Annotated in this window: 30 protein-coding genes and 1 pseudogene; 11 read left to right on the forward strand and 20 right to left on the reverse strand. The window is 71.3% G+C overall.

Annotation, left to right across the window (positions count from 1 at the left end; genetic code table 11):
• Window positions 1-4 precede the first annotated feature (4 nt).
• Window positions 5-691 (reverse strand): Crp/Fnr family transcriptional regulator, encoded by a 687-nt coding sequence (locus STRBO_RS0103815; RefSeq protein WP_005476462.1) that lies wholly within the window; start codon window positions 689-691, stop codon window positions 5-7.
• A 120-nt stretch (window positions 692-811) separates the two neighbouring features.
• Between STRBO_RS0103815 and STRBO_RS0103820 the strand changes: the two genes are divergently transcribed.
• The 3 genes from STRBO_RS0103820 to STRBO_RS0103830 are packed head-to-tail and all read left to right on the forward strand — an operon-like array spanning window position 812 to window position 2,796.
• Window positions 812-1,567 (forward strand): hypothetical protein, encoded by a 756-nt coding sequence (locus STRBO_RS0103820; RefSeq protein ID WP_005476461.1) that lies wholly within the window; start codon window positions 812-814, stop codon window positions 1,565-1,567.
• Between the two features lie 55 nt (window positions 1,568-1,622).
• The gene (locus tag STRBO_RS0103825) at window positions 1,623-2,366 is read left to right on the forward strand and encodes a nucleotidyl cyclase domain-containing protein (RefSeq protein WP_005476459.1); all 744 of its coding nucleotides are present in this window, start codon (window positions 1,623-1,625) and stop codon (window positions 2,364-2,366) included.
• A gap of 58 nt (window positions 2,367-2,424) precedes the next feature.
• On the forward strand, window positions 2,425-2,796 hold the full coding sequence (locus STRBO_RS0103830; RefSeq protein ID WP_005476457.1) for a hypothetical protein: 372 nt from the start codon (window positions 2,425-2,427) through the stop codon (window positions 2,794-2,796).
• A gap of 48 nt (window positions 2,797-2,844) precedes the next feature.
• Here STRBO_RS0103830 and STRBO_RS0103835 read toward each other — a convergent pair whose 3' ends face one another.
• From STRBO_RS0103835 to STRBO_RS0103840, 3 genes are all read right to left on the reverse strand, one after another.
• The gene (locus STRBO_RS0103835; protein ID WP_005476455.1) at window positions 2,845-3,702 is read right to left on the reverse strand and encodes a hypothetical protein; all 858 of its coding nucleotides are present in this window, start codon (window positions 3,700-3,702) and stop codon (window positions 2,845-2,847) included.
• A gap of 73 nt (window positions 3,703-3,775) precedes the next feature.
• Window positions 3,776-3,907 carry a DUF397 domain-containing protein gene (locus STRBO_RS45850; RefSeq protein WP_425336032.1) on the reverse strand — a complete coding sequence of 44 codons (132 nt, stop codon included), beginning with the start codon at window positions 3,905-3,907 and terminating at the stop codon, window positions 3,776-3,778.
• On the reverse strand, window positions 3,861-4,862 hold the full coding sequence (locus STRBO_RS0103840) for a helix-turn-helix domain-containing protein (RefSeq protein WP_020665488.1): 1,002 nt from the start codon (window positions 4,860-4,862) through the stop codon (window positions 3,861-3,863). The genes STRBO_RS45850 and STRBO_RS0103840 overlap by 47 nt, the downstream gene beginning before the upstream one ends.
• 122 nt (window positions 4,863-4,984) lie before the next feature.
• Here STRBO_RS0103840 and STRBO_RS45855 point away from each other — a divergent pair.
• From STRBO_RS45855 to STRBO_RS39885, 4 genes and pseudogenes are all read left to right on the forward strand, one after another.
• Window positions 4,985-5,373 (forward strand): annotated as a pseudogene (locus STRBO_RS45855) (hypothetical protein); the annotation flags it as partial.
• Between the two features lie 30 nt (window positions 5,374-5,403).
• The gene (locus STRBO_RS46140; protein ID WP_465250445.1) at window positions 5,404-5,637 is read left to right on the forward strand and encodes a DUF7848 domain-containing protein; all 234 of its coding nucleotides are present in this window, start codon (window positions 5,404-5,406) and stop codon (window positions 5,635-5,637) included.
• A gap of 245 nt (window positions 5,638-5,882) precedes the next feature.
• Complete coding sequence (locus STRBO_RS0103855) at window positions 5,883-6,260, forward strand: peptidoglycan-binding domain-containing protein (protein WP_005476447.1); 378 nt, start codon at window positions 5,883-5,885, stop codon at window positions 6,258-6,260.
• Between the two features lie 187 nt (window positions 6,261-6,447).
• Window positions 6,448-6,756: a peptidoglycan-binding domain-containing protein gene (locus tag STRBO_RS39885; protein WP_005476446.1), complete on the forward strand. Its 309-nt coding sequence runs from the start codon at window positions 6,448-6,450 to the stop codon at window positions 6,754-6,756.
• A 6-nt stretch (window positions 6,757-6,762) separates the two neighbouring features.
• Here STRBO_RS39885 and STRBO_RS0103865 read toward each other — a convergent pair whose 3' ends face one another.
• The 4 genes from STRBO_RS0103865 to STRBO_RS0103880 form a co-directional block, all read right to left on the reverse strand.
• Window positions 6,763-7,158 (reverse strand): GntR family transcriptional regulator, encoded by a 396-nt coding sequence (locus STRBO_RS0103865; RefSeq protein ID WP_005476445.1) that lies wholly within the window; start codon window positions 7,156-7,158, stop codon window positions 6,763-6,765.
• Window positions 7,151-7,942, reverse strand: a complete 792-nt coding sequence (locus STRBO_RS0103870) for a hypothetical protein (protein WP_237547646.1) — start codon at window positions 7,940-7,942, stop codon at window positions 7,151-7,153. The genes STRBO_RS0103865 and STRBO_RS0103870 overlap by 8 nt, the downstream gene beginning before the upstream one ends.
• 173 nt (window positions 7,943-8,115) lie before the next feature.
• Window positions 8,116-9,090, reverse strand: coding sequence for an isopenicillin N synthase family dioxygenase (locus STRBO_RS0103875; protein ID WP_005476443.1), 975 nt, complete (start codon window positions 9,088-9,090; stop codon window positions 8,116-8,118).
• Window positions 9,074-9,556, reverse strand: a complete 483-nt coding sequence (locus STRBO_RS0103880; RefSeq protein WP_005476442.1) for a nucleoside deaminase — start codon at window positions 9,554-9,556, stop codon at window positions 9,074-9,076. The genes STRBO_RS0103875 and STRBO_RS0103880 overlap by 17 nt, the downstream gene beginning before the upstream one ends.
• A 260-nt stretch (window positions 9,557-9,816) precedes the next feature.
• Here STRBO_RS0103880 and STRBO_RS0103885 point away from each other — a divergent pair, with 260 nt between their 5' ends.
• Together STRBO_RS0103885 and STRBO_RS0103890 are read left to right on the forward strand one after the other, a co-directional pair.
• Window positions 9,817-11,169, forward strand: a complete 1,353-nt coding sequence (locus STRBO_RS0103885; RefSeq protein WP_158690944.1) for a sensor histidine kinase — start codon at window positions 9,817-9,819, stop codon at window positions 11,167-11,169.
• A 256-nt stretch (window positions 11,170-11,425) separates the two neighbouring features.
• Complete coding sequence (locus STRBO_RS0103890; protein ID WP_005476440.1) at window positions 11,426-11,806, forward strand: SH3 domain-containing protein; 381 nt, start codon at window positions 11,426-11,428, stop codon at window positions 11,804-11,806.
• A 102-nt stretch (window positions 11,807-11,908) separates the two neighbouring features.
• Here STRBO_RS0103890 and STRBO_RS0103895 read toward each other — a convergent pair whose 3' ends face one another.
• Entirely contained in the window at window positions 11,909-12,211 is a 303-nt protein-coding gene (locus STRBO_RS0103895) for a hypothetical protein (RefSeq protein WP_005476439.1), read from the reverse strand.
• Window positions 12,212-12,455: 244 nt separating this feature from the next.
• Here STRBO_RS0103895 and STRBO_RS0103900 point away from each other — a divergent pair, with 244 nt between their 5' ends.
• Window positions 12,456-12,698, forward strand: a complete 243-nt coding sequence (locus STRBO_RS0103900; RefSeq protein WP_005476438.1) for an ATP-binding protein — start codon at window positions 12,456-12,458, stop codon at window positions 12,696-12,698.
• A 49-nt stretch (window positions 12,699-12,747) separates the two neighbouring features.
• Window positions 12,748-13,431, forward strand: coding sequence for a response regulator (locus STRBO_RS0103905; RefSeq protein WP_005476437.1), 684 nt, complete (start codon window positions 12,748-12,750; stop codon window positions 13,429-13,431).
• Between the two features lie 63 nt (window positions 13,432-13,494).
• Here STRBO_RS0103905 and STRBO_RS0103910 read toward each other — a convergent pair whose 3' ends face one another.
• The 11 genes from STRBO_RS0103910 to STRBO_RS0103960 form a co-directional block, all read right to left on the reverse strand.
• Window positions 13,495-13,917: a gas vesicle protein K gene (locus tag STRBO_RS0103910; RefSeq protein WP_005476436.1), complete on the reverse strand. Its 423-nt coding sequence runs from the start codon at window positions 13,915-13,917 to the stop codon at window positions 13,495-13,497.
• Window positions 13,892-14,179, reverse strand: coding sequence for a gas vesicle protein (locus tag STRBO_RS0103915; protein ID WP_005476435.1), 288 nt, complete (start codon window positions 14,177-14,179; stop codon window positions 13,892-13,894). The genes STRBO_RS0103910 and STRBO_RS0103915 overlap by 26 nt, the downstream gene beginning before the upstream one ends.
• A 2-nt stretch (window positions 14,180-14,181) precedes the next feature.
• Window positions 14,182-14,697 carry a gas vesicle protein GvpJ gene (locus STRBO_RS0103920; protein WP_005476433.1) on the reverse strand — a complete coding sequence of 172 codons (516 nt, stop codon included), beginning with the start codon at window positions 14,695-14,697 and terminating at the stop codon, window positions 14,182-14,184.
• On the reverse strand, window positions 14,694-15,848 hold the full coding sequence (locus tag STRBO_RS0103925) for an SRPBCC family protein (protein ID WP_005476432.1): 1,155 nt from the start codon (window positions 15,846-15,848) through the stop codon (window positions 14,694-14,696). The genes STRBO_RS0103920 and STRBO_RS0103925 overlap by 4 nt, the downstream gene beginning before the upstream one ends.
• Window positions 15,841-16,569: a hypothetical protein gene (locus STRBO_RS0103930; protein ID WP_005476427.1), complete on the reverse strand. Its 729-nt coding sequence runs from the start codon at window positions 16,567-16,569 to the stop codon at window positions 15,841-15,843. Before STRBO_RS0103930 ends, STRBO_RS0103925 begins: the two co-directional genes overlap by 8 nt.
• Window positions 16,566-16,826 (reverse strand): gas vesicle protein GvpG, encoded by a 261-nt coding sequence (locus STRBO_RS0103935; protein ID WP_037627762.1) that lies wholly within the window; start codon window positions 16,824-16,826, stop codon window positions 16,566-16,568. The genes STRBO_RS0103930 and STRBO_RS0103935 overlap by 4 nt, the downstream gene beginning before the upstream one ends.
• 33 nt (window positions 16,827-16,859) lie before the next feature.
• Complete coding sequence (locus tag STRBO_RS0103940; RefSeq protein ID WP_020113813.1) at window positions 16,860-17,573, reverse strand: GvpL/GvpF family gas vesicle protein; 714 nt, start codon at window positions 17,571-17,573, stop codon at window positions 16,860-16,862.
• 8 nt (window positions 17,574-17,581) lie between these two features.
• Entirely contained in the window at window positions 17,582-18,031 is a 450-nt protein-coding gene (locus tag STRBO_RS0103945) for a gas vesicle structural protein GvpA (RefSeq protein WP_005476424.1), read from the reverse strand.
• Window positions 18,032-18,147: 116 nt separating this feature from the next.
• The gene (locus tag STRBO_RS0103950) at window positions 18,148-18,474 is read right to left on the reverse strand and encodes a gas vesicle protein GvpO (protein WP_020113814.1); all 327 of its coding nucleotides are present in this window, start codon (window positions 18,472-18,474) and stop codon (window positions 18,148-18,150) included.
• Window positions 18,475-18,552: 78 nt separating this feature from the next.
• The gene (locus STRBO_RS0103955) at window positions 18,553-19,278 is read right to left on the reverse strand and encodes a MerR family transcriptional regulator (protein WP_005476422.1); all 726 of its coding nucleotides are present in this window, start codon (window positions 19,276-19,278) and stop codon (window positions 18,553-18,555) included.
• A gap of 59 nt (window positions 19,279-19,337) precedes the next feature.
• Entirely contained in the window at window positions 19,338-19,745 is a 408-nt protein-coding gene (locus tag STRBO_RS0103960; RefSeq protein ID WP_005476421.1) for a PLD nuclease N-terminal domain-containing protein, read from the reverse strand.
• Window positions 19,746-19,767 lie beyond the last annotated feature (22 nt).

Here is a 19,767-nt window from a genome sequence, read left to right on the forward strand (position 1 = left end):
ACGTTCAGTCGTCCGCGGACGCCAGCGCGTGCCGACGCAGCCCCGCCAGGTCGGTGATCACGATCCGGCGCCGCGCCCGCGTGGTGCCGATCAGTCCCCTCTCCTGGAGGCGGGTGATGCCCCGGCTCGCCGCGTCCCGGCCCATCCCCGTCCAGTCGCCGAGGTCCTGCCGCGACACGTCCCGGATCTCCGTGTCCCCGTCCGTGGACACACCCTCCGCCTCGGCGAGCCTCAGCAGCAGCCGGGCGAGTCGGACCTGTGCGGGGGCGGAGGTGATGGCGATCTGCTGGTGATCGGACTCCTTCAGCCGGCTGTTCGCGGAGTTGAGCAGCTTGCGGAGGATGGCGGAGTGGTTGGTGAGCAGAGCCTCGAACGCCTCGCGTGAGTACCAGCGGACATAGGTGTCCGTCAGCGCCCGCACGGTCGCGTTCCGCCGCCCGCCGTCCAACAGGGCCACCTCACCGACGAGGTCACCGTCGCGGCGCGTGGCCAGATAGGTCGTACGGCCCCGCTCTCCCTGCCAGAGCACCCGGCACCGGCCGGTGATGATCAGTGCGGCCCGGTCCGCCGTGTCGTTCTGCCGGAAGAGCTGATCCCCGGGGCGAAGTGGCTCCTTCTGTACCCGGCCGGCCTGCTGCACTGCCTCGCGTTCGTGCGGGTCGAGGGTGCTCAAGAACGTCTTGTGTTCCACCGTCGAAGCTTGCGCAGATCAGCTGAAACTCGGCAGCTCTTATGCGGCAGTTGGCGCAAACCGACCGTCTTCTCGCTGTTCTCATGTGGGCGTTGGTCATATGAGAGACAGGCGTGCCACATGTCAGGACAGCAACAGCCCTCAGGCGCCCGTGATGAGCGGGACCGGCGGGAACCGCGCGGCAACCGCTTCGACGCCGGCGGCAACATCGACAACAGCGGCATCATCAGTGGTGGCAACACCAACATCAACAGCAACAACACGAACAGCAACAACACGACGAACAGTCACAACATCACGGACAGCAACAACACCACCACCATCGAGAACAAGGTCAAGAAGTTCGTTCTCGGCAACCCCGCGCTGGCCGTCAGCCTCTGTGTCGTGCTCGCGGCGGGCGGCGTCTGGGGTGGCAGCGAGCTGTTCGGGACCGCGATCGGGGGCGGGGACACGGTCGACACCTCCGTCGTGAGCCAGGAGGGTCTCGCCGGAGCCCGCAGCACCCTGGAACAGATCCGGGTGGCGGAGCGTGTCGCGGACACCGCGGCCTGGTGCGAACTGGCACAGCCGAGCGACAGCGGTTGCGCCGCGTTCGTGGACTCCGCCCTGAACGCGAAGGCGGAGTCGTACCGCGAGCAGGTCGACGCCGTGGGGCTCGGCGAGCCGGAGGAGTCCGACGGCGGCGCGCGGATGCAGCTCCGTTGGAAGGGACAGGACCAGGGCTACGTCAGCCTCGCGTGGAACGGTGGCCGCTGGCAGCTGGCCTCCACGGACTACGGGCTGTTCAAGCTCTGCGGGACCGGGGTCTTCATCTCCCTGGTGGACGCGCGGAACCAGCAGGCGAAGTGCGGCCCGTTCTCGCTCCCGGCCTCCTGAACCCACGCCTTGTCACCCGAGGACCACTCGTACAGAACAGAGAGGCCGACGTGCCATGCCCGCCTACCTCGCCCACCCCGAGCACTCCCACCTCCTCCTCGCCGACGTCGAGGGCTTCGGATCCCGCAGCGACCGTGAGCAACTGGACACCCGCGAGGGCCTCTACGGCGAGCTGCGCGCCGCCTTCACCGACGAACTGTGGGGGAGTTGCGCACACGAGGACCGAGGCGACGCCGTCCTCGTGGTGATGCGCCACGCGTGGCTCGCCCATGCCCTCTTCACCGATGTACTGCCCCGGCTGGAGCACGGCCTGGGGCAGCGGCGACGCACCGATCCGCTGTTGCGGCTGCGGCTGTCCGTGCACGCGGGGCCGGTGCACACCGACGACCACGGCTTCGCGGGCAACGCCGTCAACCTCGTCTTCCGGCTCAACGAGGGCCGGGTGTTGCGGCAGGCGCTCGGCGAGGCCCGCTCCGACACCGCGCTGCTGGTGTCGGACACCGTGCACGAGACCGGCGTGCGCGCCGGTCTGCCGGGCGTGGACCCGACGAGGTTCCACTCCGTGCCCGTGAGCGTCAAGGAGACCCAGGGGCGTGCGTGGCTGCACGTCGCCGGAGACCCGGAGTGCGCCCGGCGGGTGGCGGAGGAGGCGCAGCCGCGGGCGGCCGACGGCGCGGAGCCCCGCGGGGTGTCCATGCGGGCGGGGGGCGACATCCGCCTCGACGGCTCGGTGATCAGCGGCGGTGACACCACGGTGACCATGACGCCCCCGCCCCGGTGGGGCGGGGGCCGACGGTGACGGCGGATGGCGGCAGGGGACGCCTGCCCAGGGAACACGACCAGTGAGGACGAACCGAATGACGTACCACCCGATGTCACGCGTCCGGCGCACCGCCCTGGCCGCCGCCGCGGCCGGGCTGCTCGCGCTGACCACTGCCTGTGCGACAGGGCCGACGACCCGCAAGGAGGTGTGCGACAAGTACGACGACCTGGGCGGGCGGCTCATGGGGATCGGCGGGGTCATCGGCAACCCGGTGTTCTGGGCCGCCGGCGATCTCGCGGACCTCGCCGAGCGGTACGAGGGCCCGGAGGACCTGTCGGCCGACGCGGAACGGCTCGACGAGATCTCCGACGCCGACGAGACGGACACGACGCAACTCTCGACCGCCACGCAGAACATCGCGGCTCTCTGCGGCCACCCGCTGGGCATGGGCCAGACCACGCCGTGAACGGCCCGGGGCCGCGCCGGGGACACCCCGGCGCGGTCCCAGGCCGGGTCAGGAAGGCAGGGCCACCAGCATCGCGTACGACGACGGCGTGCTCCCCGGTGCCCAGGTGCCTCCTCGACCGCCCATCAGCTCGGGGAGGGTGGTCCGGCGGGCCGCGTTCCGCAGCGCCGGATGGCCCTCGCCCCGCAGCGCCGCGTAGAACACCACGTGATCGGTGATCCCCTCGGCCCGGTCCCGGAGCACCGACTCCATCAGCCGCCGCCCGGCCGTCTCCTGCACGTTGTCGATCAGCACGACCGGCTGCCGCCGTCCTGCCCGGTGCGCGTCGAGGTCCGCCAGCAGCGCGCGGACGAGATACCGCTCGGCGTGGGTGCGTGCGTTGCCGTCCGCCCGGAAGTGCCCTGACAGCAGGGTGAGTCCGCGCATCGGGTTCCCGCGTGCGTTCGGGTAGTCGCGGTACCAGACCGCCCCCCTGCGCAGCCTGCGGCATGAGGGCGACAGCCCTTCCGCCGCTCCCTCCACCACCGCCTCGACGATCGCCTCGGCCACGGGCCCCCGTTCCGCTATCAGCCCGGCCAGCCGGCCGGTCGCCCTTCCGCACAGCCGCAGGACGCGCTCCGCCTCGGCTCCCGCCGCGACGGCGAGCAGTCCCGACGCCAGTCGCGGAAACGCGATGCGCTGCGCGAACTGCTCCGCGATCACCAGAAGCGCCTGGTACGCGGGCGACCACGACTCCGCCGGCCTCCGTGGAGGCGGCCGGTCGAACTGTGTCTCCTCACCGTCGATCAACGCGACGGGCGTACGGCCTTGGTGAGCCTCGCGCAACTCCTTCAACGCGGTGCTGCGGCCGGGACCGGAGGCCCCGGCCAGTACGACGAAAGGTGTCGTTGTCGTTGCCACTGTCATAGCTGCTGTGGTTATCAACAGCTGTGGAGCAAGGGGCAGTTCTTTCGGAGTGCGGCGAAGTCTGCCCGTTCGCTCACGAACCCGACCGTACGGCGGCTATGAAGGAGAGCCAGGCGGAGCGGTTGATGACCAGTACCGGGCCGTCAGGGTTCTTGCTGTCACGGACGGGGACGACGGCGCCGTGGAAACCGGGGGCTGCTTCGATGCAGTTGCCGCCGTTGTCGCCGCTGTGGCTGCTCTTGATCCATGTCGCCACTTCCAGGCAGTCGCCGCCGTTGTCGCCGCTGTAGCTGCTCCTGATCCAGATCGCCGCGCTCAGGTCGTACCTGTCCATGACGCTCGTACCCCTCCATCACGTCGCTGATCAGAGCGGCGGACTCGCGGGCTGACGGGATGTCGGCCCTGAGCACATCATAGGTTCGGCTATAACGGGCGTAAGCGGTCGGTTCGTTGTTGAAGTGGCTGTGGTCCATGGACTCGGAGTAGACCCATCGGTCGTCGGGCAGCTCGATCAGGGACATGGACTGCCTGGGGCGGAAGATCCCGAAGAGGTCCGCAGGAGCCACCTGGACACGGATGTTGGGGCGCTGCCCGACGCTCAGCAGGTGCGCGCACTGGTCCCGCATGACGTCCGGGCTTCCCACCGCAGTGCGGAGACAACTCTCGTCCAGGATCACGACGTACAGCGGGCCGTCGTCGGACAGGAAGCGGGGCTGGCGGCTCATTCGGGCCCGGACGCGCTCTTCCACCTCGTCGCCCGAGACGGCCCGGGAGAAGAGTGCGCGGGCGTAGTCCTCAGTCTGTAGCAGGCCAGGGACGACCCGCTCCTGGTACTGCCGCAACCCGACCGCCACCGTCTCCATCTCCACCCGGCGCTCGAACCAATCTGGATGCCGGACCGCCGGATACCAGTCGACCTTGGCCCAGATCCTGACCAACACCCCACCCGTGTCCAGCACTTCATCGCACCGCTTCGCCAACTGCTCGCTCGGTACCCGTGTGCCCGCCTCGACCTTCGCCACCTGGGAACGGTCGCACGGGACCTCTCTCGCGAGGGACTCCTGGGTCAGCAGGGCCGCTTCTCGGTAGTGCCGGAGCACCTCGCCGAACAGGGCCGAACTTCCGGCCCCGCCCGCCCCTTCCGCGTTCCGCCTCGTCATGACGTCCCCCTCGTGCCGTCCGTGGCAAAGGTCCAGTGCCACACGTACCGCATTGATGGCGACCGTTCCCTTCGGCGACGCTGTGTACACCCAGAGTGACGGAACGGGGCTGTGGAGTGTGCGTGGAACCAGAGGGACAGCTTGTCTACGATCCGCGGACGCGGCGCGTGGGGGAGTACCGGGACAGGGTCGGGCCGTACGCGATGCTGCGGCCGGTGGGCGGCGGCCGGGAATGGGAGGCGGACCCGGGGACGCTGCGGCCGGCGACGGCGGAGGAGCGGATCGGGGCGCTGGTGAGGGCGGCCAACCAGCGGACGAGGAGGAGGGTGTGACGGTGCGTCGACATGACCCCTCGGGCACCTTGGGCAGCCCGCCCGTTCCGGTGCCCGGCTGTGCCGCCTGCGCCGATCTGGCCGAACGGCGGGACGAGGCGCGGGCCCGGTACGACCGGAGCGCGGAGACCGACGCGAACGTGCTGCTGCGCCACCATCAGCGACGGGAGCACGCCGGAGGCGCCCGTACGCGGCGGGTGTTCCGGTACGTGCCGTACGTCATCGCGCAGGACGCCACGGCGGAGCCGGAGTACGAGGCGCGGTGCGTGTCGGGCGACGAGACGGAGTGCGGCGCGGAGTCGGGCGTCCGGAGTGATCCGGCGGCGGTGGAGGAGTGGCAGCGCGGGCACACCCAGGAGACCCGGCACCTGCGGTACCGGCGGAGCTTCGGCGACTACTCGGTGCTGGAACCGCTGGAGGAGGTGCCCCTGTGGCGACGGTGAGGGTGAACGCCGCCGACGCCGTTCGGAAGTCCTCACTTCGCACATCGCTGCGGGGAATCGGACATTCCGGTCCTGTCGATGTCCCTGGTGGAGTTGTTCCCGTAGTTGTCCCGTGAAGCAACTCGCAGGTCAGGAGTGACGGCAGGGGGAGGGGTGACCCGGCCGGAACACTCCTTCACGCTGGAGCGTGGGGTCTCATAGCTTCGAGTCGTCCGAACTGTCACCCAGTACAGGAGTGAACAGAAATGACACGCATCCGAAGGCTCGCCGCATCCGGCGCGGTCGTGGCCGCGTTGGTGGCCGGCACCAGTGCCGTCTCCATGACCGGCGCGACGGCGGCCCCGGCTGCCCCGGCAAAGGAATTCGCCCCCACCGCCCTCTACTGCGGGTACCACGGCGCCGTCACCCCGCCCGAGATCGCGTACGGCAGCACCGGAAACGCCGTGCGCGAGGCCCAGTGTCTGCTCCAGTACTGGGGCTTCTACATCGGCCCGACCGGTGTCGACGGTGACTTCGGCGGCAACACCCGAACGGCCACCCGTGACTTCCAGGCCACCTGCCGCATAGGCGTCGACGGCCGCATCGGTCCCATCACCTGGAACCGCCTGCGCAACGGCTGCTGACCGCATCCGTGCCTCAGTGTCGGCCCGCGGTCCCCGACCGCGGGCCGACACCTGTTTTCTTCCCTACCGCACACCTCGCACATCCATGGGAGGCAACCACGTCATGCCCGGTACGTTCCGTACGCTTCGCGGGCCCCGTCCCCGACCGGGCCGCTCGGGTCCCGGACTCGCCGCTCTCCTCGCGGTCGTGACCGGCCTCGCGCTCGGTCCGAGCGCGGCACCGGCGCTCGCCGACACCTCCGCGCGGCCCCTCTACGTCGAGCCCGCCGCCTGCCCGTGGGGCGCCTCGTCGCATCCCACCGCCTTCCGGATCGGTGAATCCGGTTCCGGCGTCGCCCATCTGCAATGCCTGCTCATTCGGCGCGGCCACGCCGTCGCGGACCACGGTGTCTACGACGCGCGGACCCAACAGGCGGTGCGTGAGTTCTGCCGCGCCGAGGGCATCAGCTACGACGGCATTCTCGGCCCGGTCTTCTGGACGGCCCTGCACCGGTAACCGCGTTCAGGGCGGGCCCGGCCGTTCCGGCCCCAAAGCGTCGCGTACGGCGCTGAGGATCGCCTCCGGGTCCGCGCCCAGGGCGCGGGCCGAGGAGGTGAAGTCCCGGGCCAGAGTGGTGAGTTGGTGGGTGTCGGGGTGGGGCGGCCGGACCGGTGGGGCCGCCACCCGGGTGCCGGCCCCCCGGCGGGTGCGGATCAGCGCGCCGGCCTCCAGCTCGCGGTAGGCGCGGGCGACCGTGCCCGGGGCCAGGCCGAGGTCGGTGGCCAGCTGGCGGACGGTCGGCAGCCGGTCGCCCTCGGCCAGCCGGCCGGTGACGATCAGCGCGGCGAGCTGCGCGCGGATCTGCTCGTACGGCGGGACCTGGCTGGTGGTGTCGACGCGGACGGCGGCCTCACTCATCGTCGCAGACCCCCTCTGCCGCCTCGCCGTCGACGGCCCGGGGTGCCACCACGGTGACCAGGGACCAGGCGACGGTGAACAGGTTCAGGAGGGCGAGCGGGTAGAACACCCAGAAGGTGAGCACGCCCAGCACACCGGCGCAGCCCGTCTCCGTCAGCGCGAGGGAGACCATCAGCACGGCGTACAACTGCTGGCTCGACACCAGCAGACCCCACGCCCCGGTGACGGCCCACGCGCGGTCCCGTCGCTGCTGTTCCTCGCCCGGACCGTGGGTGATGCGACGCAGGGCCCACACGCAGGTGGGGGTGGCTATGGCGAGCGCGCCGAACATCGGGAGGGTGTAGTAGAGGCCGGGCCACGGGCCGGCGGTCGCGCGCATCCCGTTGCAGGTGAGGGTGAGGACCTTGCCCGTGCTCAGGATGCGGTCGGGGTCGACGGAGGCCGTGGCGGCCGTGAGCACCAGCAGGATGGCGAGGGAGACCCCCTGCAGCGCGATCAGGGGGCCCATGTGCGGGGGAACGTGGTCTCTGACCAGGCGCGGGGCGAGGCTCGCGGTGCGGACCGCCTCCTGGGGGCGCAGGGTTAGGGCGTCGGCGAGCAGGACGCCGGCCACCGCGCACAGGCCGAAGGCGGTGATGCAGAACACCACGCGCTGTTCGAACTCGACGTCCCCCAGCGTGGACAGCGCCTGGGCGAGCACGAGACCGATGGCCAGCCCGGACCAGCGGGCGTAGTGGTCGGCGTGGTCGAGGAGCCGGTGCCGGAGCGGGGCGGTGTCGAGCATGCGGAGATCCCCCCGGATCATCTTGTATCAAGCGGTGAGTACAAGATGCCCCGGGCCGGGATCTTGTGTCAAACACTCGATACAAGGTGCCGTGGATGCCAGGGGAGACGGTCTGTGGGGCGCGAGGGTTCCCGGGTGAGGAGATCTCCCTGCCGTGACGGGGGAGCGAGGGGTCAGTCGACGGTGATCGAGTCCAGCTGCGCCCGCAGGTACACGTGCGAGTCCACCGGTGGGTGCGCCACCCGGCCGACCGGCGGCGGCACGGACTCCACGATCGTGCCCGGGGTGCACTCGCCGAAGTAGACCAGCGACATCAGTTCCTCGGTGGGTTCGTCGGCCGGCGGCGGCAGAACCCGGTGGCGCCCGGAGCGCCAGCGGTCCCCGGTCCAACGGGCCAGCAGATCACCGACGTTGATGGTGAGGGCGTCGGGGGCGTAGGGGGCGTCCTCCCAGCCGCCCTCGTCCGTGAACACCTGGAGTCCGCCCTTCCCGGCCTGGCGGTCGAGGATCGTGACCGTGCCGAAGTCGGTGTGCGGGCCGATCCGGAACTGGCCCGGCACCGGGTCGCCGATGACCTCCGTGCCCGGGTACCAGTTGATGTTGAAGCCGTAGGTGGGGTGGCTCATGTGCCGGGAGAAGAAGTCCGGCTCCAGGCCGAGCGCCTCGCCGAGGAGGGCGAGCAGCAGGTTCTCCAGTTCACCCATCCGTGCCAGGTACTCCTCGCACAGGGCCCGCAGTTCCGGCACCTCCGCCGGCCACACGTTCGGCGCGTACCACTCGGCGTTCACGACCGGGTCGTCGAACGGCTCGTGCGTCGCGAACGTCAGCGACTCCTTGAGGTCCGGCGGGGTCTCGGTCCCCTCCGCGTACCCGTTCGCCTCGGCTCCCGGCCCGAGCCAGCCCCGCCCGCCGACCTTCACCTCGTACGCCTGCTTGGCCTCGACGGGCAGGACGAAGAAGGCGCGGGCGGCCTCCCGGACGCGGGTGCGCAGGGCCGGGTCGACGCCGTGGCCGGTGACGAGGAGGAAACCGGCGCTCTGGAGCGCCTCGTCGACCGTGCGGGCGATCCGGGCACGGACCTCGGGGCCGCCGTCGCGCCAGGGGCGCAGATCGATGGTGGGGATGCGGGGCCTACTCGTCGATGTCACCGATGTCCTCGTTCCATAGGGCCGGTTCGCGCCGGATGAAGTCGCGCATCAGGGCCACACACTCCGGGTCGTCCAGCACCAGGACCTCCACCCCGTGCTCGGCGAGCCAGTCGTGCCCGCCGTGGAAGGTCGTGGCCTCGCCGACCACCACCCGCGAGATCCCGAACTGCCGCACCAGGCCGGAGCAGTACCAGCACGGCGACAGCGTCGTCACCATCGTCGTACCGCGATACGTCCGCTGCCGTCCCGCCGCGCGGAACGCGGCCGTCTCGGCGTGCGTGGACGGGTCGCCGTCCTGGACACGGCGGTTGTGGCCCCGCCCGAGGAGGCGGCCGTCCGGACCGTAGAGGGCGGCGCCGATCGGAATGCCGCCCTCGGCGAGGCCGGCGCGGGCCTCCTCGACGGCGGTGGCCAGCCACGCGCGTGCCTGCGCGCCGGCCCGGGGTGGTCGCTGTGTCGGGTCCATGCGCTCACTCTGCCCTCGAAACGGCGGCGCCACCGACTGTGGCCCGGAGCCGTGGCCTGGAGATGCGGCCCGACGTGGTCTGCGCCTGGCCCGCGCTGTGGTCCGAGCTGTGGCCCGAGCCCGGCAGATCTGGAACACTCCGGCACGGAGCGGGCGGCGGGGCCGTAGCCGGCGGGAGAGGCGGTTCGCTCCCGCCCGGCCATGGGATGAACCACGCCTGCGCACAGGGCGGTCGCCGACGTACCACCAGGGGTGTTGCCGTGGTTGAGATCCGGGTGGAGCGATCGCTCCGGGCCCAGGCCGGCAGGACGTACGCGCGGCGCCCGTGGAGCACGGCGGTGCGCAGGGCCTTCCCGCAGGTGGCGGACGCCGTCTACGCGGTGGTGTCGGTCTGGATCTCCAGCACCATGCTGCACAACTGGCCCGACCCGCACGGCTACTGGCGGCCGGCCGACACCTGGGCGTACGCCCTGATCGCGCTGGTCTATCTCCCACTGGCCGTGCGCCGCCGGGCTCCCGTGGCCGTGCTGGTCGGTACGGCGTCCTGCACGCTGTGCTATTTCACTCTGGGTTACTACCACGTGGTCGTCGTCTGCGGACTGGGCCTCGCGTTCTACACCGTCGCGGCGCTGTGCCCGCGCAGGGTCGTGGCGAAGTGCGCCGCCGTGTCGCTGCTCGTGCTGCTGTGGGGCACGCGGCTCGCCGAGCCCGGCATCGGCCCGCTCAGCGTGGCCTTCGTGACCGTGATGGTCGCCGTCGTCTGGGTGACCGGCGACCGGTCCCGCCGGCTCGCGGAGCGCGGCGAGCAGCTCGCCGCGCTCACCGAGCAACTGCGCCTGGAGCAGGAGGAGAAGGCCCGGCGGGCCGTCATCGCCGAGCGCATGAGGACAGCCCGTGAACTGCACGACGTGATCGCCCACCACGTGTCCGTGATCTCCGTCCAGACCGGCCTGGCCGGATATGTCTTCACCTCCGACCCGAAGACGGCCCGCAAGGCGCTGGACGTCATCGCGGGTAGCGCCCACGAGGCGATGGCGGAGATGCGCCGCATGCTGGTCGTGCTCAGGGAGGGGCTGGCGGGCGCCCACGAGGGGACGCGGGACGAGGACGAGGAACCGAAGGCGAGAGGAGAAGCACAAGGAGAAGCACAAGGAGAAGCACAAGGAGAAGCACAAGGAGAAGGAGAGGGAGTAGGAGAGGGAGACCCTGACGCGCCTCCCGGACTCGGGCGGCTGGATCGGCTGACCCGGCGAGTGAGAGCCGCGGGCGTCCCCGTCGACGTCCGGATCACGGGCTCCCCGTTCCCGCTGCCGCCCGGCGTCGACCTGTGCGCCTACCGGGTCATCCAGGAAGCCCTCACCAACGTCATGAAGCACGCGCCCGCCGCCCACGCCAGCGTCACGGTGCACTATGACGAAGCCGCGGTCCGCGTCGTCGTGGCCGACGACGGACGGGAGCCGGTGCCGGCCCGCCCCGCCACGGGGTCCGCCGCCCACGGACTGATCGGCATGCGCGAGCGGGCCGGTGCCTACGGCGGGACGGTGACCGCCGGCCCCGGCCCGCAGGGCGGATTCGAGGTCGGGCTGATGCTTCCCGTGCCCCGCGGCGGGTGAGGCCCTCACGGCACCCGGCGGGCACGCCGACCTGTCGACCGGCTTCCGTGGCCCCTCGTGCGGCCCCTGGAGGGGAAGGCCGGTGGCGCGGTACGGGCGAGCGCGGATACCGCGAAGGGCGCGGATACCGCGAAGGTTTACCCGGGACCAACCCTCGGGTTGACGCCGTCCGGCCGGAGCCCCACATAGCTTTCTGCATGTCCATGATCAAGCGGCCGCGTGGTCGAGCGGGGCGCACCGGCATCGCAGGGAGAACATGATGAGACTCGCACACTGGAAGGCCACCGTCGTCGCGACCGGAGCCACCGCGCTCCTCGCCACCGGAATGGCCTTCGCCCCCGCGGCCAGCGCCGACGCGTTCCGGTGCGGCTCCTTCGGGAGCGACGCACGGGCGATGTGCGCATACGTTCAGGGGGCGCCCAACGGACTCACGGTGCGCAGCGGCCCCAGCAGCCAGGCCTCCCCGCTGTACAGCCTCGCCAACGGCACCAAGGTCGAGGTCGACTGCTGGACCACCGGCAGTTCGGTGAACGGCTACAACATCTGGGCCAAGCTCTACTCGCCCGCCGGATCCCGGTACGTCAGCGACTTCTACCTGTCGACCGGGCACATCCAGAGCTACGTGAACCACTGCTGACGCGAACGTGACCAGCCCGGCGGGCGTTCACAGCCGCCGGGTCGGCCGGTCGGCCCGGCGGGCGTCAGCGGACTCCCGCGCCCGGGTGAACCGGATGAGAGGTCACCACTGGTCGATCCAGCGGTGGGTCATCGTGCCGCTGCCGCAGGCCGCGTACTTCGTTCCGCGAACGCTGCTGATCTCGGAGTAGTAGTTGTGGCCGCCGCACCGGACGCCGACGCGCCAGTCCCTGCCGCCGGAGCACCAGCCGGACGCACGGTGATCGCTGAGCCTCGTGGTCGAGCAGGACATGGCTTGGGCGGCGGCCGCGCCGGAGGAGGCCGCGGAGGCGGCGGGGGCGAGTGCGAGCCCGCCACCGAGAGCGACCGCCGCGGTGGTGAGGGCGAGGGCCCTGCGTATCTTCATGAGTTCCGGTTCCCCTTCTCGGAAGCTACGGCCGGCGGTTGGCCGACCCGTCGTGGTGCTGGTCCAGGACGCTGCGGCGGGCCGCGTGCGGCGTCGTCCCACACTGGTGGGAACTCCGGCTCGACGCAGTGCGGTAGACGCGCCGTGCCTGCACCTTCCGCTGTACCGCGAGAGGTTGACGTCCCGCCGACTGCGGCGGTGCCACGTTGCGGCGATGCGGATCCGGGCGCCTCGCCCTCGGCGCATGCTGACGGTGCCGCGGGCCTACGACGACGGGGCGCCGACCGCGCCGATGCCCGGCCCGGCCCGCCCACTCGCCCCGCACGAGGTGACTGTTTCGGTCACGGCCGACGGGCAGGGTGGGGTTCCGGACAAGCTTCCCGCGGTGGGCGGGAACGGCTTGATGGGTATGCGGGAGCGGGCCAAGCTCTACGGCGGGACGATCAGCATCGGCCCGGGGAACGACGGGGGCTCGCCGTCCGGTTGAGTCCGCCGACTTCCCCGCAGGCCGTACGCCGGGAGGACGACACCGCGGAATGACCGGACGCCGCGACACCAGGGTGCTCGTCGTCGACGACCAGTTCCTCATCCGCGCCGGCCTGGTGGGGCTGCTGCGCGCCGCGCCCGGCGTCGAGGTCGTAGGGGAGGCGGCGGACGGAGAGGAGGCCGTCGAGGCGGCGGCACGGACCCGGCCCGACGTGATCCTGATGGACATCCGGATGCCCGGCATGAACGGCATCCGGGCCACCGAGCACATCCTCGCCCGGGCCTCCGACTGCGCGCCGAGGATCCTGGTGCTGACCACCTTCGACCTCGACGAGTACGTGTACGGGGCGCTGCGGGCCGGGGCGTCGGGGTTTCTGCTCAAGGACTCGGGGCCCGAGCGGCTGCTCGCCGCGGTGGCCGCGATCGGCGGAGGCGACGCGCTGTTCGCGCCCAGCGTCACGCGGCGACTGGTCGAGGCGTTCGCCCGGCAGGGCGGGGCCGTCGGCGCCGGGGAACAGCCGCCCGACCTGGGGGCCCTGACCTCGCGTGAGGTCGAGGTCCTCAGACTCATCGCGCGGGGCCTGTCCAACCTGGAGATCGCCGACCGGCTCCACATCAGCGAGGCGACCGTGAAGACGCACCTCAACCGCACCATGACCAAGCTGGCACTGGGCAGCAGGGCCCAGGCGGTCGTGGTCGCGTACGAGACGGGACTGGTGACGCCCGGCGGCTGACGGCGGCTTCGCGTCCTCGTGTCCTCGCGTCCTCGTGTCCTCGCGTCTTCGTGTCCTCGCGGATCAGGGTGGGAGCAGGGTTCCCAGAGGGCCGAGGTCGAGGTTGAGGTCGTCCAGGGTGAGGCCGTAGCGGTCGCAGAGTTCGGTCATCCGGTCGTGCAGGACCATCAGGGTCATGCCGAGGCGTTCCTCCTGGTCCTCGGTGAGGCCGCCCTTGTCGACGCGGTGCAGGGCCTGGCGTTCCATCAGCTGGCGGAGCAGTTCGACGATGGTGAGGACCAGGCGGACGAGGTCCCGTTCGACCGTGTCGGGGTCGGTGCGCAACCGGCGGGCGACGGCTCCCGTGCCGCCCCGGCCGGCGGGCGGCGGGGGGAGGTCGTCCGGCCGTGCGGGCAGCAGCGAGAACGCGCGGCTCGCGGCGTCGGCGACCTCGCGGAGGCGGTCGGTGTGGGGACCGCCGTCAGACCGGGGGTCCGGGACTGTCATCAGCGCCGCCTCCTTCCAGGGGCGTCCGCGCGGGCAGGTCCAGCGCCCACTGCTCGTCCATCTGCTCGCGTACGGCGACGATCACCGCGCGCAACGACACCCGCACCAGGTCGATGTCCGCGACGCTCAGGACGAGGTCACCGGTGAGGACGACACCGCCGCTCAGGAGGCGGTCGAGCAGGTCGATCAGCGCCACCTGCCGTCCGCTGAGGGGGCGGTCGTCATCGGCGTACGCGTCGTAGCCGTCGGGGTCGCCGTACATGCTCAGGGCCGGTCCTCGTCGGTGCCGTCGGCCTCGTCGCTCACCGGTCTGCGCCGTTTGCGCGGGGGTTCGGCCGGGCGGCTCTCGGTACGGCTCACCTTGCGGCCCGTACCGCGACGTTCGGCCGATCCGGCCGGCCGGGGCTTCTTCGCGGGCAGCTCCGGCGGCGCCTCGACTCGTTCGCGCAGCTCCTTCACCTCGGCGCGCAGGCGCTCGTTCTCGTCGGCGAGCGAGCGCCGGCCGTCGGAGCGGGACGCGCGGGAGGAGAGGGCGGGGTCGTGCTCCCACCAGTCGATGCCGATCTCCTTGGCCTTGTCGACGGAGGCCACGAGCAGGCGCAGTTTGATGGTGAGCAGCTCGATGTCGAGCAGGTTGATCTTGATGTCGCCGACGATGACGATGCCCTTGTCGAGCACCCGTTCAAGGATGTCGGCGAGGTTCGCGCTGGAGCCCTGGCCGCCGCCATAGGGGTAAGGGCTTCGCGTCGGCGAGGGAACGGGGGAGTCGGACTGGGTCACGGCTCGCTCGACCTCCTCGGCCTCGCCGGTTCCTCTTCGTCGTCCTCGTCCTCGTCCTCCTGCTCATAGTCGCCCGCGTCGTCCGTGACCTCGTCGTCGTCCTCTTCCTCCTCCTCTTCCCACTCGCCCTCCGCGTCCTCGTCCTCGGGGCCGTAGTCGTCCGCGTCGTCGGCTCCGGTGTCGCCCTCGTCGTCCGCGGCCCGAGGTTGCTCGTCCTCGTCGTACCCGTCGTCGTCGTCCTCGCCGTACCGGCCCTCCGCCTCGTCGTCCTCCTCGTCCCGCTCCTGGACCTCTCCGTCGCGGATCTCTTCGCGCCAGCCGCCGGTGGCCTCGCCGCGCATCATGACGAACGCGCGGTACAGCTTGAGGTCGAGACGGGCGCGGCGGCCCTGGGCCCGGAACAGACCGCCCGTCTTCTCGAACAGCCCCTGGGGGAAGTACTCCAGGACGAGCAGCACCTTGGTGAGGTTGTCCCCGAGGGGGTGGAAGGTGACGACGCCCCTGGTGGTGGCCTTGTCGCCCTCGGAGGTCCAGGCGATGCGTTCGTCGGGTATCTGTTCCGTGATGGTGGCGCGCCAGTGCCGGTTCGACTTGGCGACCTTGACGTGCCACTGCGTGGTGGTCTCGTCCTTCTGCTCGACGCCGATCACACCCTTGGCGAACCGCTGGAACTCCTCGAACTGCGTCCACTGGTCGTACGCCTCGCGCACCGGGACACCCACCTCGATGTCCTCGATGATGGTGTGACCCTTGCCGCTGCCGCCCGAGGGGTTCTTGCCGTGCCCCTTGCCCTTGGTGAGGGCGGCCTTCGCCTTCTCGGTGACGCCGCCGGCCTTCTCGCCGACGGTGTCCTTCGCCTTGCCCGCGGCACCCTTCGCCTTGTCGACCAGCGCGTCCTTGGCGTGGCCCGCGGTCGACGTCAGCGCCCCCGCGCTCATGTCGCCCAGCTTGCGCGCGCCTGTGTCCAGACCGTGGCCCACGTCCTGGAGCATCACCGACAGCCGGGCCTCGATGTACTCCTCCAGCTCCTCCTTCAGCCGGCTCGTGTTCCCGTTCCCGTTCGCGTGCCCGTTCCCACCGGCCTCCTCGTCCGTCCTGCTGAGGGTTCCGGTGCCAGCCGAGCCGCCTTTCGCCGTCCTGCCCTCAGCCATCGTCCTGCCTCCTCGACCGTGAGCCGCTGCCGCTCGTGGAGCGGCTCGCGGAGGCGGTCTTCTTCGTCGCGCGCGGTGCGCTCTTGCGGGCCGTCGACGACCCGCCGCGCTGAGACGTGGAACGTCCGCCGCTGCTGCCGCCACCGCTGCCGCTGCCGCGGCGGGCGGTGGTGCCGCCGGATTTCTTGGCGGGCCGCTTCCGGCTCGCTCCCGCCTTCTCGGCCGCTCCCGCCTTCTCGGCGGTGCCGGACTTCTGGTCCGTGCCGGACTTCGCATCGGTGTCGGACTTCTCGTCCTCCTCGGCCCCCTGCTCCTCGTCCTCCGCCTCCTCCGCCTCCTCCTCGTCCTGGTCGTCCTGGTCGGTGTCCTCGGCCTCGGCTCCGGTCTCGTCCTCCGCCTCGTCCTCCGCCTCGGCCTGTGGGCCGTTCCCCTCGGCCCGCTCCCGCAGTTCCGCGGTGCGTTCGTGGAGGGTTCCGGCCAGGCTGTCGGCCTTCGACGTCAGTACGGAGGTCGCCGCGGCCTTGCCCGCGCCCGTCAGTTCGGTGCGGATCTGCCGGGTGATGTCGCCGAGGAACGGGGCGTCGATCGCCTTGCCGAGCTGTCCGGGTCGGACCCGGGACCCGGCGAGCAGCGCGCCGAGGCCGAGGGCGAGTTTGGCCTTCTTCGTCCGCCCCAGCAGATACCCGCCGAGGACGGCCGCGCCCATGGTGGCGTTGTTCATGACTGTGCCTCTCTCTGCTGGAGCCGGTAGGCGCTGATCTCCTCCAGCCGGTGCAGCAACTCCTCCTCGCGCCGCGCGAATTCCTCCTCGGCGACCTGTCCCTCGCCCCGCGCGCGCTCCAGCCGCACCAGTTCCTCCTGGACCGGAGCCGGGTCGTAGTACTCGTCCTCGGCGGCCTGCCGCACCTTGTCGACCACCCACCCGACACCCCGCACGGGAGCGAACGGCAAGGTCAGAATCGTCCCGACCAGTCCCACCACGACGCCTCCTCAGGCTGATCCGCGAGTCGGTCACACGAAGCTGTACGGCGGCAGCGGCCCACGCAGCCGCAGCTCCACCCCCTCTCCGAGGGCCTCGGCCAGCTCCCCGCCGGCCTCGGCGAACTCCTCGGACCTGTCGTCGTCCACCAGGAAGGAGGCGTTCACGAAGTACTGCTGGGACGCCGGTGAGAGCTGCTCGGCCAGCGTGTACGGGCGCAGCGCGGCAAGAGCCTCCTCGCCCATCGCCTGCTGCCGGGCCTGCACCTCCTGGGCCACGAGTTCGCCGAGGGCGAGGCGGTCGTCGTACGTGCCGCCGCCCTCGCGGATCACCTCGTTCAACTCACGGGCCTGCGGGGATTCCGCCAGGATGGCGCGCAGGAGGGTGTCCTCGTCCGCGACGCCCTTGACGTTGAACTCCGCGCGCCCGGCGAGTTCGTCCAGACGCCGGGAGTACGCCTCGGCCCGCTGCTGGAGCAGGGCCTCGACGGCGGCCTCGTCCTCGGCGACGAACCCGAAGCTCAGCGGCAGGATGGCACCGTCGGCCCACAGCTGTTCCTGGACCTCGTGGTGGGCCTCCACGTCCCGGCGGCTGACCGAGAGCACCTCGGGGGCCTCGCTGACGACGGCGCTCAGGTCGCCGCTGCTGACGGCACGCAGTTCGGTGGGGTCCTCGCCGACGCCCCTGACGTCGTCCAGGCCCAGTGGATGCGCTGTCTTGGTGATGGCGTAGACGTACACCGACATCGGCTCGCTCACTCCTCACGCTCTCGGGAGGAACGGCGGCTCGCGCCCCGCTCCGAGCGCACGCGCTGTCTCTCGCGGCCGGACTCGCGGTCGTCGTCCCCGCGCCCCTTGTGGAGCGAGTCGGAGACGGCCTCGACGGCGCCCGTGAGCGCCCCCTTGCTCTTGCCCTTGGCGCCCGACTCCACGGTGTTCCCGACGATGTCCGTCAGCTGGGAGGGAGCCTTGCGACCCGACTCCAGGTCCAGTCGGTTGCACGCCTCGGCGAAGCGCAGGTACGTGTCGACGCTGGCCACCACGACCCGGGCGTCGATCTTCAGGATCTCGATGCCCACCAGGGAGACCCGTACGAACGCGTCGATGACCAGACCTCGGTCGAGGACCAGTTCCAGCACGTCGTAGAGGTTCCCGGAGCCACCGCCACGGGCGGCACCGGCGCCGCCCTCGCTCTGCGGCACCACAGTCACGATCTCTTCCCTTCCGGTACGGGAAGCCGTACGTCGGAGGGCGCCGGGCCGCGGTCGTGTCGAAGGCCGCCGGTCTGTGCGATGTCAGCGGCGGCCGTGACCGCGGCGGCTCAGCGGGAGCCCCGGTCGACCTGGGCGCGCGTGTACCGGCGGCCGCGCTCGTACGCCAGCAGCTTGCCCGTGGGATCCAGGGCGACCCGGTAGGCGGCCATCACACTGGTCGTCTGCGGGACGCGCTCCAGTTCCAGGACCTCGACCTGGGCCTCCCAGCCCTCGTCGGTCGGCTTCAGCGCGGAAACGGACTCGGGGGCACGGCCCAGCAGCTGACTGAGCTGCTCGATCGCGCTCCGCATGGCCTCGGGCGCGGAGACCCGTTCCTCGGCGGGCTCTGACTCCCGCGACGAGGAACGGCGCTTCTCCGACTCCCGACCGTTCATCACTGTCACCTGCCTGTCCGTATACCCATCATTGCCCCTTTAAGCGGTATATGTGAACTTCTTGCGCGTTGGTGCAGTTCAGTCGGAGGTCGCGCCGTCGGACAGGGCCAGATACGTGTGCAGGTGGCCCGCGCCCTCCAGCATCGCCGCCGTCCGGGAGGTCAGGGCGGTGCGACGGGCCGTGATCGCGGTGCGGAGGGCCTCGGTGCCGCCCTCGTCGCGGAGGTCTTCGAGGACCGGGCGGATCTGGTCGAGGAGGTAGTGGTCGCGGCGGAGGGCGAGGATGAAACGGGCGTCGCGCACCTCCTCGGGGGCGTAGTGGCGGTAGCCGGTGCCGCGTTCACGACGGGGCGCGAGGAGACCGGCTGCCTCCCAGACGCGGAGCGTCGACGTGCGGACGCCGAGCAGCGCGGCGACCTCGCCGATCAGCAGGTCGGTGGCGGGTACGTCGTCCTCCGGCGGCTCTCCGGCCAGCGTCCGCAGCGCCTCGCCGGTCGTCCGCAACGACACCCGCTCCGCGTGCAGCGTCGCGTGGACCTCGTCCACCAGCGCCAGGGCCCCCGGCACGTCCCCCTCGTGCACGGTCCGCATGATCCGCGTGGCGGCCACCGCCCCGTACCCCTTCGACAGGGCCCGGTACGTCAGCAGCGCCCGCCGGTGCGCGTCGCCGAACACCCGGTACCCCGAGTCCGTACGCGGCACGGGCGGCAGCACCCCGGCCGTCTCGTAGTTGCGGATCTGCTGGGTGGAGACGCCACAGAGGCGGGCGAGGTCGACGGGGCGCAGGCGGGGCGGGCCGGGCATGGCGGGCGTACGGGGCGGGCCGGTTCGACGGGGTGCGGGCGGTGCCTTCTCGTCGTCCGTCAGTCCTCGCCGTCCTTCTTCTCCCGCTTCTCGCCCTTCTCCTCCTCCTGCCGCTTCAGCTCCTCCTCGCGTCGGCGGAGGTCGGCCTCCCAGCTCTTGAGGAGGGTCTCGTCCTTCTTGTTGTCCTCGGCGAGCGACTTCAGGAACTCGGGGTTGTCGTCGGGGGCGACGTACTCCGAGCGGTGGCCCCGGTGCCACTCGGAGGGTGTGCGTCCACCCCCGGGGACGCCCCGCAGCTTGCCCGCGACGAGCCAGGCGATGGGGCCGACGATCCAGAAGAGCAGGATGATGAAGACCCAGGCGATCTTCGGCAGGTGTTTCGCCTCGTCCTCGGGGGTGTTGAGGCAGTCGATGAACGCGTAGATCGTCAGCGCCAGCGGCACGAGATACAGCAACACCCTGAGCATGGGACAGCCCCCTGGAAGCGGT

Origin of the sequence: Streptomyces bottropensis ATCC 25435 (genome assembly GCF_000383595.1) — a bacterium.
In the GTDB taxonomy this organism is placed as follows: Bacteria; Actinomycetota; Actinomycetes; order Streptomycetales; family Streptomycetaceae; genus Streptomyces; species Streptomyces bottropensis.

What these genes read in the sequence shown, in the direction of transcription:
- STRBO_RS0103820 (WP_005476461.1), top strand. Translation starts at nt 812, where the DNA reads ATGTCAGGACAGCAACAGCCCTCAGGCGCCCGTGATGAGCGGGACCGG.
- STRBO_RS0103825 (WP_005476459.1), top strand. Translation starts at nt 1,623, where the DNA reads ATGCCCGCCTACCTCGCCCACCCCGAGCACTCCCACCTCCTCCTCGCC.
- STRBO_RS0103830 (WP_005476457.1), top strand. Translation starts at nt 2,425, where the DNA reads ATGACGTACCACCCGATGTCACGCGTCCGGCGCACCGCCCTGGCCGCC.
- STRBO_RS0103835 (WP_005476455.1), bottom strand. Translation starts at nt 3,702, where the DNA reads ATGACAGTGGCAACGACAACGACACCTTTCGTCGTACTGGCCGGGGCC.
- STRBO_RS0103840 (WP_020665488.1), bottom strand. Translation starts at nt 4,862, where the DNA reads ATGACGAGGCGGAACGCGGAAGGGGCGGGCGGGGCCGGAAGTTCGGCC.
- STRBO_RS0103855 (WP_005476447.1), top strand. Translation starts at nt 5,883, where the DNA reads ATGACACGCATCCGAAGGCTCGCCGCATCCGGCGCGGTCGTGGCCGCG.
- STRBO_RS0103865 (WP_005476445.1), bottom strand. Translation starts at nt 7,158, where the DNA reads ATGAGTGAGGCCGCCGTCCGCGTCGACACCACCAGCCAGGTCCCGCCG.
- STRBO_RS0103870 (WP_237547646.1), bottom strand. Translation starts at nt 7,942, where the DNA reads ATGCTCGACACCGCCCCGCTCCGGCACCGGCTCCTCGACCACGCCGAC.
- STRBO_RS0103880 (WP_005476442.1), bottom strand. Translation starts at nt 9,556, where the DNA reads ATGGACCCGACACAGCGACCACCCCGGGCCGGCGCGCAGGCACGCGCG.
- STRBO_RS0103890 (WP_005476440.1), top strand. Translation starts at nt 11,426, where the DNA reads ATGATGAGACTCGCACACTGGAAGGCCACCGTCGTCGCGACCGGAGCC.
- STRBO_RS0103895 (WP_005476439.1), bottom strand. Translation starts at nt 12,211, where the DNA reads ATGAAGATACGCAGGGCCCTCGCCCTCACCACCGCGGCGGTCGCTCTC.
- STRBO_RS0103900 (WP_005476438.1), top strand. Translation starts at nt 12,456, where the DNA reads ATGCTGACGGTGCCGCGGGCCTACGACGACGGGGCGCCGACCGCGCCG.
- STRBO_RS0103905 (WP_005476437.1), top strand. Translation starts at nt 12,748, where the DNA reads ATGACCGGACGCCGCGACACCAGGGTGCTCGTCGTCGACGACCAGTTC.
- STRBO_RS0103910 (WP_005476436.1), bottom strand. Translation starts at nt 13,917, where the DNA reads ATGACAGTCCCGGACCCCCGGTCTGACGGCGGTCCCCACACCGACCGC.
- STRBO_RS0103915 (WP_005476435.1), bottom strand. Translation starts at nt 14,179, where the DNA reads ATGTACGGCGACCCCGACGGCTACGACGCGTACGCCGATGACGACCGC.
- STRBO_RS0103925 (WP_005476432.1), bottom strand. Translation starts at nt 15,848, where the DNA reads ATGGCTGAGGGCAGGACGGCGAAAGGCGGCTCGGCTGGCACCGGAACC.
- STRBO_RS0103930 (WP_005476427.1), bottom strand. Translation starts at nt 16,569, where the DNA reads ATGAACAACGCCACCATGGGCGCGGCCGTCCTCGGCGGGTATCTGCTG.
- STRBO_RS0103940 (WP_020113813.1), bottom strand. Translation starts at nt 17,573, where the DNA reads ATGTCGGTGTACGTCTACGCCATCACCAAGACAGCGCATCCACTGGGC.
- STRBO_RS0103950 (WP_020113814.1), bottom strand. Translation starts at nt 18,474, where the DNA reads ATGAACGGTCGGGAGTCGGAGAAGCGCCGTTCCTCGTCGCGGGAGTCA.
- STRBO_RS0103955 (WP_005476422.1), bottom strand. Translation starts at nt 19,278, where the DNA reads ATGCCCGGCCCGCCCCGCCTGCGCCCCGTCGACCTCGCCCGCCTCTGT.
- STRBO_RS0103960 (WP_005476421.1), bottom strand. Translation starts at nt 19,745, where the DNA reads ATGCTCAGGGTGTTGCTGTATCTCGTGCCGCTGGCGCTGACGATCTAC.